The sequence below is a fragment of the Streptomyces sp. NPDC044064 genome, assembly GCF_056434245.1.
The window spans coordinates 1-12,786 of record NZ_JBWKFN010000026.1; the positions used below are offsets into that span (position 1 = coordinate 1).

The 12,786-nt window shown below is 72.7% G+C and carries 12 protein-coding genes; 3 read left to right on the top strand and 9 right to left on the bottom strand.

From position 1 onward, the window contains the following. Nucleotides 1–209: 209 nt before the first annotated feature. From ptlD to AC07DS_RS33700, 6 genes are all read right to left on the bottom strand, one after another. Nucleotides 210–1,133, bottom strand: coding sequence for a neopentalenolactone/pentalenolactone F synthase (gene ptlD / locus AC07DS_RS33675; RefSeq protein ID WP_479151483.1), 924 nt, complete (start codon nucleotides 1,131–1,133; stop codon nucleotides 210–212). 53 nt (nucleotides 1,134–1,186) lie between these two features. Then, nucleotides 1,187–2,956 (bottom strand): neopentalenolactone/pentalenolactone D synthase, encoded by a 1,770-nt coding sequence (gene ptlE, locus AC07DS_RS33680; RefSeq protein WP_479151698.1) that lies wholly within the window; start codon nucleotides 2,954–2,956, stop codon nucleotides 1,187–1,189. A 44-nt stretch (nucleotides 2,957–3,000) separates the two neighbouring features. Then, the gene (gene ptlF, locus AC07DS_RS33685; RefSeq protein WP_479151485.1) at nucleotides 3,001–3,813 is read right to left on the bottom strand and encodes a 1-deoxy-11-beta-hydroxypentalenate dehydrogenase; all 813 of its coding nucleotides are present in this window, start codon (nucleotides 3,811–3,813) and stop codon (nucleotides 3,001–3,003) included. Nucleotides 3,814–3,957: 144 nt separating this feature from the next. Further along, complete coding sequence (locus AC07DS_RS33690) at nucleotides 3,958–5,409, bottom strand: MFS transporter (RefSeq protein ID WP_479151487.1); 1,452 nt, start codon at nucleotides 5,407–5,409, stop codon at nucleotides 3,958–3,960. Continuing rightward, nucleotides 5,410–6,264: a 1-deoxypentalenic acid 11-beta-hydroxylase gene (gene ptlH / locus AC07DS_RS33695; protein ID WP_479151489.1), complete on the bottom strand. Its 855-nt coding sequence runs from the start codon at nucleotides 6,262–6,264 to the stop codon at nucleotides 5,410–5,412. 116 nt (nucleotides 6,265–6,380) lie between these two features. After that, a complete protein-coding gene (locus AC07DS_RS33700) occupies nucleotides 6,381–7,091 on the bottom strand; it encodes a type I glyceraldehyde-3-phosphate dehydrogenase (protein ID WP_479151491.1) in 711 nt (236 codons plus the stop codon). A gap of 135 nt (nucleotides 7,092–7,226) precedes the next feature. Here AC07DS_RS33700 and AC07DS_RS33705 point away from each other — a divergent pair, with 135 nt between their 5' ends. The 3 genes from AC07DS_RS33705 to AC07DS_RS33715 all read left to right on the top strand — a co-directional run bounded on the left by AC07DS_RS33705 (nucleotide 7,227) and on the right by AC07DS_RS33715 (nucleotide 9,075). Next, nucleotides 7,227–7,688 carry a MarR family winged helix-turn-helix transcriptional regulator gene (locus AC07DS_RS33705; RefSeq protein WP_479151493.1) on the top strand — a complete coding sequence of 154 codons (462 nt, stop codon included), beginning with the start codon at nucleotides 7,227–7,229 and terminating at the stop codon, nucleotides 7,686–7,688. A 158-nt stretch (nucleotides 7,689–7,846) separates the two neighbouring features. Continuing rightward, nucleotides 7,847–8,158 (top strand): hypothetical protein, encoded by a 312-nt coding sequence (locus tag AC07DS_RS33710; protein ID WP_479151495.1) that lies wholly within the window; start codon nucleotides 7,847–7,849, stop codon nucleotides 8,156–8,158. A 164-nt stretch (nucleotides 8,159–8,322) separates the two neighbouring features. After that, a complete protein-coding gene (locus AC07DS_RS33715; protein WP_479151497.1) occupies nucleotides 8,323–9,075 on the top strand; it encodes an SIR2 family NAD-dependent protein deacylase in 753 nt (250 codons plus the stop codon). On the opposite strand, the gene AC07DS_RS33720 is transcribed toward AC07DS_RS33715, so the two are convergent. From AC07DS_RS33720 to AC07DS_RS33730, 3 genes are all read right to left on the bottom strand, one after another. Then, nucleotides 9,072–9,581 carry a methylated-DNA--[protein]-cysteine S-methyltransferase gene (locus AC07DS_RS33720; RefSeq protein WP_479151498.1) on the bottom strand — a complete coding sequence of 170 codons (510 nt, stop codon included), beginning with the start codon at nucleotides 9,579–9,581 and terminating at the stop codon, nucleotides 9,072–9,074. The two genes, AC07DS_RS33715 and AC07DS_RS33720, sit on opposite strands and share 4 nt — an antisense overlap. 13 nt (nucleotides 9,582–9,594) lie before the next feature. Further along, nucleotides 9,595–11,082: an AlkA N-terminal domain-containing protein gene (locus AC07DS_RS33725; protein WP_479151500.1), complete on the bottom strand. Its 1,488-nt coding sequence runs from the start codon at nucleotides 11,080–11,082 to the stop codon at nucleotides 9,595–9,597. Nucleotides 11,083–11,215: 133 nt separating this feature from the next. Continuing rightward, nucleotides 11,216–12,786 (bottom strand): hypothetical protein (locus tag AC07DS_RS33730; RefSeq protein ID WP_479151502.1); only part of this gene is annotated, 1,571 nt, incomplete at its 5' end.

The following is a 12,786-nucleotide window of genomic DNA, read 5'->3' on the forward strand; positions in this document are numbered from 1 at the left end:
CCCACCGCAGCCCCTTGAAACAACGAGGGGGGGGGGGGGGGCCCCCCCCCCTCCCCCCCCCCCCCCCCCCCCCCCCCCGCCGGCGGCGGTGATCCAGCCGAGGTGGTAGGCGGCCTGGTGGCGGGTCCGGCGGTCGAGCAGGTCAAGGGCGGTGCGCAGGCCGGGGGTGGTGACGTCCCGACCGCGGTGCAGGCTCGCGGGGGCGACGCTCACGCCACGGCCTCCGCTCGCCAGGGCTCCGCCGGGTCGTCGAAGATGGCCACCACCTTGCGCAGGATGCGCCGGTCCGCCGGGTCGAAGGGCGTCTTCGCGTGGATGGTGCCGAGCTGGTCCCACATGACGATGTCGCCGGGCTGCCAGGTGTGGGCGTAGGTCAGTCCGGGGGCGCCGGCGTAGCCGCACAGTTCCTGGAGCAGTTCCTTGCCGGCGGTGGGGTCGAGTTCGAGGACGCGCTTGGTGTTGAGCGGGTTGACGTAGACGGCGTGGCGGCCGGTGCGCGGGTTGCGGGCGATCATCGGGTGGACGGTGGAGGTGCCGTCCTCGGGCAGGATCACGGTGGCGTCGGCGGGTCCGGTGCCGCCCTCGGGGCCGGCGAGGGAGACCTCGCCCTGGAAGCCTTCCTCGATGGTCTCCTCGTAGCCGGAGCGCAGGGCGTGCCGGGCCCGGTAGGTGTGCAGCCGTCCGCGCAGCTGCGCGGGCAGGGAGTCGTAGACGGCGTACATGTCGGTGAACAGGGTCTGTCCGCCGCCGGAGACGGGGAGTTCCACGGCCGCGAGGAAGCCGATCCGGGACACCCGGGGCCGGAAGGAGTAGTCGGTGTGCCAGTCCATCCAGCCTGCGTCGCCGACGCCGATCTTCCGTCCGTTCTCCACGATGTTGGAGATGATCAGGATCTCGTTGTGGTCGGGGCTGGCGCCGGTGGTGAGCCCGGTCTTGGGGATGTGTCCGAAGCGGCGCCCGAAACCGAGCAGTTCGTCGTTCGAGGGGTCCCGGTGGCCGCGGAAGACCAGCACCAGGTGCCGGTCGAGTGCGGCCCAGATCCGTTCGACGGTGGTGCCGTCGAGGTCCGGGGTGATGTCGGTGCCGTGCACGACGGCTCCGACGGAGGAACCTGGTATCGGCGAGACGTCCATGGCCTTGCGTCCCCCTTCATGGATGCTGCGTGGTTGCTGCGTGGACGGGTGGGTCAGTCGCTCAGTTCGAGATGGGCGAGGTCACCGGCTTCGCGCCAGGTGCGCAGGACGTTCACGAACTCCACCGAGCCGCCGCCGTAGCTGCCGTTGAGGACGTGCAGCTCGCTCGGGCGGCCCTCGTTGTTGAACAGGCCCGGGGTACACGCCTCGGCGTAGTCGAGGTTGCGGTTCGCGAGCCGGAGGATCTCCTCGACCCACTCCTTCTCGCCCGTGGCGGAGACCTCCACGACGTGCCGGCCCCGGTCCTTGACGGCTTTGAGGATGTGGGCGACGTGCCGGCTCTGCTCGCCGAGCATGTACGGGACGTTGACGTGCAGGCCCGACTGGACCTTGGAGAGGACGAAGCAGTTGGGGAAACGATTCACCATCAGTCCGTGCAGTGTTCGCGCCCCGTCCGCCCACTTCTCCGACAGCCGCAGACCGTCCCGCCCCACGACCTCGTAACCGGCCCGCGCGGTGTACGGCACCGCGTACTCGGACTCGTAACCCGAGGCGAAGACCAGGCAGTCCACCGGGTACTCCCGGCCCCCCGCGACCACCGCGTGCCCGGTGATCCGCTCGATGCCGCGGCCCTCGGTGTCCACCAGGGTGACGTCGGGCCGGTTGAAGGTCTCCAGGTAACCGTCGTGGAAACAGGGCCGCTTGCAGAACAGCCGGTAGTACGGCTTCAGGGCGGCCGCGGTGGCGGGGTCGCGCACGACGGCGTCGACGCGGGCCCGCAGCTCCTCCATCTTGCGGAAGTCGGCGCGCTCGACGGCGTCTGCCGCGTCCTCGGGGCTGGTCCCGGCGGACTTCGGCAGGATCGCCGCGAGCCTGGCGGTGATCTCCGTCCAGCCGTCCGCGACGAGGTCCTGCGCCGCGGCGGCTCCCGAGGTCAGCGCGTGGAAGTTGTCCATGCGCCGCTGCTGCCAGCCCGGTTCGAGCCCCTTCACCCAGTCCGGGTCGGTGGGCCGGTTGGCCCGTACGCCCACCGCGGGCGGGGTGCGCTGGAAGACGTACGTGTGCGCGGCCGCCTCGGCCAGGTGCGGGATCACCTGGACGGCCGTCGCGCCCGTCCCGACGATCCCGACCCGCTTGTCCCGGAGTTCCGCGAGGCTGCCCTGGACTCCCGCGCCGGTGTAGCCGTAGTCCCAGCGGGCGGCGTGGAAGGAGTGCCCGCGAAAGGTCTCGATGCCTTCGACGGAGGGGAGTTTGGGCCGGTGCAGCGAGCCGATCGCCATGCACACGTAGCGGGCTCGGAAGCGGTCGCCGCGGTCGGTGCGCACCAGCCAGTGAGCCGTGTCCTCGTCCCAGCGCAGCTCGGTGACCGAGGTCCGCAGCAGCGCGTCCCGGTACAGGCCGTAGTGCCGGGCGACGCTCCGGCAGTGCGCGAGGATCTCGGCGCCGGTCACGTACTTCTCGGTCGGCACGGTGCCGAGCTCTTCGAGCAACGGCATGTAGACGTAGCTCTCGACATCGCAGCGGAGCCCGGGGAACCGGTTCCAGTACCAGGTCCCGCCCACGTCACCGGCCACGTCGATCAGGCGGATCCGCTCGAAGCCGCACGTCTCGCGCAGCCGTGCGCCCAGCAGCAGACCGCCGATGCCGGCGCCGACGACGGCGACGTCGACCTCGTCGGTGACGGGGTCCCGCTCGGCGGGCCCGGTGCGCGGGTCGGCGGCGTACCGGGACAGTTCCCCGCGCGCGGACCGGTACGTCCGGCCCGCGGCCGCGGTCAGGCGCTTGTCGCGTTCCTCGCGGTACTTCGCCCGTACCGTCTCGATGTCGACGGGGGCGGCAGGGGCGGCGGATCCCGGCCCGCCGTCGGCTAAGGGGTCTGTTCCGGAGCGTTCCACAGCGTCTCCTGCAGGGGGTGGACAGGTGCGGTCAGGTGGCGCCGTACGTCGTCGAACTGGTCGCGCAGCCGGGTGGGCGCGTCGGCGTTCGTGAACAGGTAGAAGCGGTCGGAGCCCAGCGCGTCCCACACGGTCTCGGCCACCAGCTCGGCCGAGACCGTCGTGTCGCCGGTGGCGTCCCGTGGTGCGGCGAGCCCGCGGACCATCGGGGTGTCGACCCGTCCGGGGCAGAGCACCGAGACCCGTACGGGGGTCCCGGCGAGGTCGGCCCGCAGACTGCGGGCCACGGCCAGGTCGGCGTGCTTGGAGGCGGCGTAGGCCGCGCTGCCGCTGCCCACGGCGAACGCCGACATGGAGGCGGTGTGCACCAGGTGCGCGGGCCGCCCGCTCGCCAGCAGCCGGGGTACGAACGCGCGGGCGACATGGACGTGCGCCCAGTGGTTCACCTCGAACACCTCACGCATCCGCTCCAGCGGCACCGACCACAGCGGCATGCCGACGGGGCCGACGACACCGGCGTTGTTGCAGACCACGTCGATCTCGCCGAGCGTGTCGTACGCCGTCTCGGCCAGGGCCGTCACCGCGTGGGGGTCGGTGAGGTCCACGGTCTCGGCGCGCACCCGCGCGCCGCGCGCGGTGAGTTCGGCGGCCCGGCGGTGCAGGTCGGCGTCCTGGATGTCCGCCATGACCACCTCGGCTCCGCACCGGGCGAGGCGGGCGGCGAGGGCGAGGCCGATACCGCTCGCCGCGCCGGTGACCACGGCCGTCCTGGGGTGTAGGTGCACGGGACCGTCCGTTCCTCGCATCCTGTGGGGCGGGCAAGGCACGGGCCGCGTCCTTGCGACCCGGAAGGGCTGTGCGGGGCGGGCGTACGCCCTGGTCCCGGTGGCCTCCACCCCGTGGGGAGCCGGACGGAGGCCACCGGTGGTTCAGGCGGGGTCGGGCAGTCTGAGGCTGATGGCGAAGATGGTCGCCGAGAAGACGGCGAGCAGGGCGAGGACGATCACCGCTGCCGAGGCGTGGCCCATCGAGTCGCCGAGGGCGAGGTAGAGGGTGCCGCCCACGGTCGCGCCCAGGGCGGTGGCCGTCTGCTGGCTGGTGACCAGCACCCCGCTGCCCATGCCGGCCTGGGCGGGCGGGACGTCGGCGAGGATCATCCGGAACAGGGTGGGCCCGATCAGGGCCTGGCCGACGCCGGTGAGGGCCAGCACGGCCAGGACCAGGACAAGGGGGACGTCCGGCCAGGTGACCCCGATCAGCAGCGCCATCAGCAGCAGTCCGGCCCCCTGGACGGTGGCCCCGAGGGTCACGATGCGCCGGCCGAGGGCCGCCGCGATCCGCGGGGTGAACAGCGCGACCACGAAGAAGGCGGAGGCGAACGGGGACAGCACCGCTCCCGAGGCCAGCCCGCCGAGACCGAAGTCGTCCTGGGCGACCAAGGCGTAGACGAACATGAAACTGCCGAACCCGATCGAGAACGGCACCATCGCGAGCAATCCCCGGCGCATCCCGGATTGCGAGAGGACCGACGGAGGCAGCAGCGGCGAACCGCCTTCCGCCTCCAGCCGCCGCTCGACCCGGACCAGCGCCACCACCGCGGCGGCCGCGACCACGGGCAGCGCCCACAGCCACAGCGGCCAGCCCAGTGCCTGCCCCTCCACGATCACCAGCAGGGCGCAGACCAGGGCCACCCCGAACAGCAGGGTGCCGGTCAGGTCGAAGCCGGGCCTGCGCTCGGCCCTGGTGTCCGGCATGTGCCGCACGGCGAGCAGCGCGGCCACTCCGACGGGCACGTTGATCAGGAACACCGACCGCCAGCCGACCCCGGCGATGTCCAGCGAGACCAGCAGTCCGCCGAGGATCTGCCCGGCCACCGCCGCGAGTCCCGCGGTCGCGCCGTAGAGGCTGATGGCACGGGCGCGGGCCTGGCCCTCGGTGGCCGCCTGGATGGTCCCGAGGACCTGCGGTACGAGCATGGCCGCGGCCGCGCCCTGCAGCAGCCGGGCTGCGATGAGGAAGCCGATGCTCGGGGCCACACCGCACAGCGCGGAGCTGAGGGTGAAGGCGATCAGGCCCCACACGAAGAGCCGGCGTCTGCCGTAGGCGTCGCCCAGGCGCCCGCCGAGCACGAGCCCGAGCGCGTAGGCGACGCCGTAGCCGGACACCACCAGCTCCAGTGCGGTCTCGCCGCCGTTCAGGTCGTGGCCGATCGTGGTCAGCGCCACGTTGACGATGAAGAAGTCGACGATGGACAGGGCGAACCCGGTGAGCACCACGACCAGTCCGGTCGTGGACAGGCCGGCGGGCCTGTCGGCTTCCTGCGGGGACGGCTGCTCCTGGGTTCCGGGAGCGCCGGTGGGGGGTGCTTCGCGATGAGTCATCTATTCAACCGAGCTGGGGGTTCCGGTGATCTTGGACATGATTCCCTTGGCGGGGTCCTTCGCCGACTCCGTCCACGGGGTCAGGGCGTTGAAGCCGCGCTCCGACGCGGCCGGCTGCACGCGGGTGTCCATCGACATCCGCATGACGGGCGGGGAGGACAGGTTCGGGACCGACCTGTGGCAGGTGTAGGCGTGCAGGAACAGGACATCGCCCGGCTCCATGGCGGAGTGCAGCAGGGGCTCGTCCGCACCCACCAGGTCGGCCGGTATCCCGCGCACCGGGTGGCCGAACCTGCGGAAGGACTCGTGCACGACGTGCTCGCGCGGTCCGCGCCGGTGGCTGCCGTCCACGAGCGCGACCCCGCCGGACTCCTTCGTCGTCGCGACGAGCGGTATCCAGGTGGGGCGGAAGTCCTTGTTGGGGCCTATGTAGAAGCCGTCCTGGTGGAACGGCGTCAGGTGGGCGAACGACGGGTTCTCCGCGCCCGCGGCCGAGGGGTAGTAGCGGATGGTCGTGGAGCGGAAGACGAAGACGGGCTCGCCGAAGACCTGCTCGAACACCCTGAGGGTCGAGGGGTGGTTCCAGAACTCGTCGTACTTCACGTACTTGTGCATCGCCACCTCGTCGACCTCCTCGAAGGAGTCGATGGCGGCGTCGTCCGGCGTGGCCCCCGGATCCGCCGCGCCCAGCGCGATCAGGCCTTCCAGCATCTGCTCGGCGGCGGTCCGGACGAGGCCGCGGTCGAGCACACCGCGCAGATACAGGTAGCCGTGCTCCTCGAAGAAGCCGTCGAGCGCCTCACGGTCGTCGAGCAGAGGCGCGCAGTCCGTGTAGTCCCCGGTCACGTACTTCATGGGTTCCCGTCCTTGTGACATGGCCTGGTGGCTTGGTCCGAAGGGGCGTGAGACGTGTCCCGCCCGGCTCGCGGGAAGGCCGACGACCGCGGTGGCGTCGGCGGGCGGCAGGCGCGTCAGAGGGTGGCGCCCACCAGCAGGGCGAGGTCGATGAGACGGTTGGAGTAACCCCACTCGTTGTCGTACCAGCCGACGACCTTCACCTGCCGGTCGGTGACGCGGGTCAGTTCGGCGTCGAAGACGCAGGAGGCGGGGTCGCCCACGATGTCGGTGCTCACCAGAGGCGCCTCGGTGTAGGACAGCAGGCCCTTGTAGGCCCCGGCCGCGGCCGCCGCGTACGCCTCCCTCACCTCGGCCACGGAGGTGCGCCGGCTCGGGGTCACCGTCAGGTCGGTCACCGAGCCGGTGGGCACGGGCACCCGCAGGGCGAACGCGTCCAGACGGCCGGCCAGTTCGGGCAGCACCAGGCCGATGACCTTCTTCGCACCGCCGTCGACGTGGGCGCGTGCCCGGGCGGCGTCGGTGAAGATGCCGGTGGACTCGATCACGATGTCCACGCCGAGCTCGCCCCAGGGCAGGGCGCCCGGGTCGCGCTCGGCCAGCACCTTGACCGTCCGGCTGCCCACCCGGATCGCGCCCGGCTCCGCGGCGATCTCCTCCGGGAAGCGGCCCAGGACCGAGTCGTAGGCCAGCAGATGGGCCATGGTGTCGACGTCGCCGAGGTCGTTGACGGCGACGATCTCCAACTCCGGGCCCCGCGCGGCCATCGCGCGAAAGACGTTGCGGCCGATGCGTCCAAAACCGTTGATGCCGATGCGCACAGTCATCGATGTGTCCCTCACCTTGCGCTGCTGGGTGGTTGACGCGCCGTTGCGCCGAGGTGCGATGCCGGACCACACATCACCGCTGGGCGGGGACGTGGTGCATCACGACCTTATATAAGCATGCGATACATTTCCAGGGTGACCTCTCCTCAGAACACCAGCCACAAAACCGACTTGGACGTCGACGACCTCACCAGGGCGATCGAGAACTTCAACCGCTTCTACATCCGGCTCGCCTCCGTGCAGAAGTTGTCGTTCACGACGCTGTCGGTGCTGGACACGCTGGCTTTCAGGGGTCCGACGCGGCTGACGGACCTGGTCAGAACGGAGCAGCTGAGCCAGCCGGGCATCACCCAGCTGGTGACCCGGCTCGAACGGGACGGACTCGTGGAACGCCGCCCCGATCCGACCGACGGCCGTGCCGTCCTCGTGCACATCACCGAGGAGGGCCGGAAGATCGGCCGGGCCCGGCACGAGGACCGGGCCCGCCATCTGCGGCCCCTGATCGGCGAGTTGACACCCGAGGAGCAGCAGACCATCAGCGCGGCCCTACCCGTCCTCGCCCACCTGGCCGAACTCGGCATGCGGGCACGGCAGTAGCTCGGCATCCGGGCACGACCGCAGCAGGACGCACGCGCCGGGCATTCCGGTCCCGGCGGTACTTGTACGGCGGCCACCCGGGCCGTGCGGGACACTGGCATCCGGAGCCACGCACCGAGACGGTCCACTCCACCGCCCGCGAGGAACATGCCACCCCGATGCCCCGTCCCGCCCACCCCGACGACGACCGCGGCTGCGTCCGTCTGGTCCTCGCCGTCCCCCTGAACCTGCTCACCCTCACCGCCGCACTCTTCTGCCGGACCGCGCTGACCATCCGCCCGTCGGGCCCCTGGGACGACCAGGCGTGCGCCGGGATCGCCCTGTCCTGCGTCCTGACGCTCACGGCCGCCGCCGCGGAACTGCTCCTGCGGCTGCTGCCGTCTGCACGGCGGCTGATGGGGTGGGGCTGGGTGACACCTGCGCCGGCCTTGGGGGTGGTGGCGGCGGTGCGGTGGGCCTGGCTCGGCTGAGGGGGTTCGGTGCGGGTCGGCTCGGCTTGGGTCGGCTCGGCTCGGCTCGGGTCGGGTCGGGTCGGGTCGGGTCGGGTCGGGTCGGGTCGGCCGAAGGGTGCCGGCCCGCTGTCCGATCGATATCCACTCGCGGCCCCCGGCCCGCCCGGCCTACCCTCGACCGCATGAGCAAGCCCCTCGTCGCCGTGCTGAGCGGGGCCGGCATCTCCACCGACTCCGGCATTCCGGACTACCGCGGGCCCAACGGGCTGTGGCGGCGGGATCCGGAGGCCGAGAAGCTGGTCACGTACGAGTACTACATGGGCGATCCGGAGATCCGGCGGCGCTCCTGGCAGATGCGCCGCAAGAACCGCACGCTCCAGGCCGCGCCGAACGCCGCGCACCTGGCCATCGCCGAGCTGGAGAGGTCCGGGGTCCCGGTGCGGGTGATCACCCAGAACGTGGACGGGCTGCACCAGCTGGCCGGCCTGCCCGCCCGCAAGGTCCTGGAGCTGCACGGCACCGCACGCAGTGTCGTCTGCACGAAGTGTCACGCCCGCGGTCCCATGGAGGACGCGCTGGCCCGGGTCGAGGCCGGTGAGGTGGATCCGCCGTGCCTGGAGTGCGGCGGAATCCTGAAGTCGGCGACGGTGATGTTCGGCCAGCGGCTGGACCCGGTCGTCCTCGGCGAGGCCCTCGCCATCACCAAGGCCTGCCACGTGTTCATCGCCGTCGGGACCAGTCTCCAGGTGCAGCCCGCGGCCGGGCTCGCGGGTGTCGCCGCCGACCACGGGGCACGGCTCGTCATCGTGAACGCCGAACCGACACCGTACGACGAGCTCGCCGACGAGGTCGTACGGGAACCGATCGGTACGGCGCTGCCCGCGTTGCTGGGGCGTCTGGTCGCCGAGCACGACGGCTGGAACAGGGCCGTCTAGAACAGGGCCGTCCCCCGCTCGAAGTCCAGCAGGCGGCGCTTGCGGTCCAGGCCGCCGCCGTAGCCGGTGAGGCCGCCGCCCGCTCCGATGACGCGGTGGCAGGGCACGATGATGCCGATCGGGTTCTTGCCGTTGGCGAGGCCGACCGCGCGGGACGCCCCGGGGTTGCCGAGGGCCTCAGCGAGTTCGCCGTAGGAGCGGGTCTCGCCGTACGGGATGCGGGTCAGCTGGTCCCAGACACTTCGCTGGAACGGGGTTCCGTTCAGACGGAGTTCGAGGGTGAACTCCGTCAACTCGCCGGCGAAGTAGGCGGCCAGCTGCTTCTCTGCGTCCGCGAAGGGGGTGTCGTCGAGGCTGCCGAAGTTCTCCTCCGGCGGGCGGTGGCGCTGGTCGGTCATGTAGAGACCGCACAGGACGCCGTCGTCGGCGACGAGGGTGAGGGGGCCGTATGGGCTGTCGATGACGGTGTGCTGTTTCGTCTTGCTCATGTCGCTCATGTCGCTCATCTCGCGGAGATCCTTACACGGGCAGGAAGTTGATCGGGTGGCTGTCGGTCGCCCACAGGTACTGGACCGCGTAGGCCCGCCAGGGACGCCAGGCCTCGGCGCGGGACGTGAGCGCGGCCGGGGTGGCGGGCAGGCCCAACTCCCCCGCGGCGCGGCGGATTCCCAGGTCGGTGGCGAGGAAGGCGTCGGGGTCGCCGAGGGCTCGCATGGCGATGACCTCGACCGTCCAGGGACCGAAGCCGGGCAGGTCCAGCAGGCGTGCGCGGGCTTCCGCCCAGTCGGACTCCACACCCAGGTGGAGTGTGCCGTCGGCCAGTCGACCGACGAGGGTGGTGAAGGTGGTGCGCCGGGTACGGGGCATGGCCAGGGTCTCCGGGTCCACGGCGGCCAGTGCCTCGGGGGACGGGAAGAGGTGGGTGAGTCCGCCCTCGGGGTCGTCCAGCGGCTTGCCGTGGGCGGTGACCAGGCGGGCGGCGTGGGTACGGGCGGCGGCCGTGGAGACCTGCTGCCCGAGCACGGCCCGGACGGCGAACTCGGCCCCGTCGACCGTGCGCGGCACCCGGCGGCCCGGCGCCTTGTCGACCAGGGGCGCGAGGAGGGGATCCGTGCGCAGGTGGTCGTCGACCGCCACCGGGTCCGCGTCCAGGTCGAGCAGGCGCCGGCAGCGGCTGGTCGCCACGGTCAGATCGCGCAGGTCGCTGAGCGTGAGGCGGCAGGCGATGTGGTCGGGTTTCGGGGTGAGGGCGACGATTCCGTGTCCGTACGGCAGCCGCAGCGTGCGCCGGTAGGCGCCGTCCCGCCACTCCTCCACGCCCGGTACGGCCGTGGCGGCCAGGTGGCCGAAGAGGTTGTCGGGGTTGAGCGGCGCCCGGAACGGCAGCCGCAGCGCGAGGGTGCCCGGGGTGCCCGGGGCGCTGGTCCGGCCCTTCGGCGCCCGGGCACGCAGCTCGCTCGGGGACAGGGCGAAGACCTCGCGGACGGTGTCGTTGAAGGTGCGGATGGAGGAGAAGCCGGCCGCGAAGGCGATCTCCGCCATGGGCAGCGGGGTCGTCTCGACGAGGAGGCGGGCGGTCTGGGCGCGCTGCGCACGGGCCAGCGCGAGCGGGCCGGCGCCCAGCTCGGCGAGCAGCTGCCGCTCCACCTGCCGGGTGCTGTAGCCGAGCCGGGAGGCGAGCCCGGGCACGCCCTCGCGGTCCACCACCCCGTCGGCGATCAGCCGCATGGCCCGGGCCACCAGGTCGGCCCGCTGGTTCCACTCCGGGGAGCCGGGGCTGGTGTCGGGGCGGCAGCGCTTGCAGGCCCGGAACCCGGCCTGCTGGCAGGCGGCCGCGCTCGGGTAGAAGGTCATGTTCTCCGCCTTGGGCGGGACAACCGGGCAGCTGGGCCGGCAGTAGATGCGGGTGGTCAGGACGGCCGTGAAGAACCACCCGTCGAACCGCGCGTCCTTGGACTGCACGGCGCGCACGCAGTGCTCCCGGTCGAAGTGCGTCCCTGTCTCCATGTGTCCAGGATCGACCAGCGCGGGGGTGTCCGCTGGCGAGAATCCGACACGTACCTGGGGCCGGTCAGGGATGCGGTGGCGTCACCCTGGCCGGCCCTCGCGGCAGTCGTGGCGTTCAGCGGCTTCAGGAACCTCAGGGACAGACGTAGGCGAAGCTCGCCTTCGCCTCCATCGGTGTCCGCTGGTGCACGATCCGCAGCCGGGCGGTGCCCTGGAAGCGGCCGGGACCGCGGACCGTCCAGCGCAGGTGCACCCGGAGCAGGCGTTCACCTCGGTGGGCGGTGCTGACCAGCTCGCCCGAGTCCTGGCCGTCCCCGCGCAGCCATTGGTATGTGACGGGTCCGCCCCGACCGTCGGTGGTGACGACCCCGACCAGGTCGGCCGTCCGACCGCAGTGCAGCGTCCCCGCCGGGGCCTGGACCCGGACGGCGACGACCGCGGGGGCGGGGGCCGGGCGCAGCAGGAGCCAGAGCAGGACGGCGGCCGTCGCCACGACTGCGGTGCCGATGATCCAGCCCCGGCGCCTTCGACGCGGGCGCGGGCGCTGCCGCGCGGGTACGACGGTTCCGGTACGCCACCGGGCGCGCAGCACGTCCTGTTCGTCGGCCGGAATCCCGGGTCCGAAACGGAGCAGGATCTCGGCGGAGTCCTCCCCGGCGGACACCGGGGGCGAGGTGACGCGGTGGCGCTTGCCGAGGACGGTGGCCTGGGCGTCGGGGGCGGTGGAGCGGTGGGCGCGGCCGGGGGTGGTGAGCTGGTCTGCGGCGGCTGACGCGGCGAACTGGTCGGCCGCTGCTGCGGCGGTGAGCTGGTCGGCGGGTGGCGGGGCGGTGAGCCGGTCGGCGGGTACCGGGGCTGCGAGGTGCTCGGCCGCGGCTGAGACGGCGAGCTGGTCGGCGGCCACCGGGGTGGTGAGCCGGTCGGCCGGTGCCGCGTCGGCGAACTGGTCGGCGGGTGCTGAAGCGATGACCTGGTCGGCGGCCACCGGGGTGGTGAGCTGGTCGGCGGGGGCCGGGGCGGTGGACTGGTCGGCGGCGGATGCGGTTGTGCGCTGCTCGCCCGCAGCCGAGGGGTGAGGGTGAGATGCCGGGGCTCTCCGGTCCGGGGTTGTCGGGGCGGATGTGGGGGCGGTGGGCTCGGCAGCCGCCGGGCGTCGAGCGGGGGGCGGCGTGAGCGCCGACGCCGGGTGTCGGTCCTCCGGTGCCGCCGGGCTCTGGGAAGCCGCTGGAGCCGGGTGCGGCGGTGGTGTGGTCGGTGCGGCGAACCGCGGAGCCGCCGCTGCCGCCGCCGCGCGCAGCGCCGTGCGGCGCAGGAAGTCCGCCGGAAGTGCCGTGCGCCCGGCCACGAGCACGGCGCGGGCCGCCGCGAGGCCCTCGGACTCGGCGGTGGTGGCGCAGTGGGCGAACAGGGCCGCCGCAGGGGTCCCGGCCTGGGTCCAGGCAGCGCCGAGGGTACGGGCCAGGGCGGCCCAGGCCGCGGTGTCGGCTGCCTGGCGGTCCGGGTACGGGCGGTCACCCGACCGTGGTGCGGCCACTGCGCCACTACCGGCCTGCTCCGGACGCGGAAGGTCGCCTGGCAGGGGTGCGACCGCGCCGCTGAAGTCCGACTGGCCCAGCGGGTGCGGAAGGCCACCCGGCAGGGGTGCGACCGCCCCATTGAAGTCCGCCGGGTCCGGCGGGTGCGGGATGTCACCCGGAAGTGGTG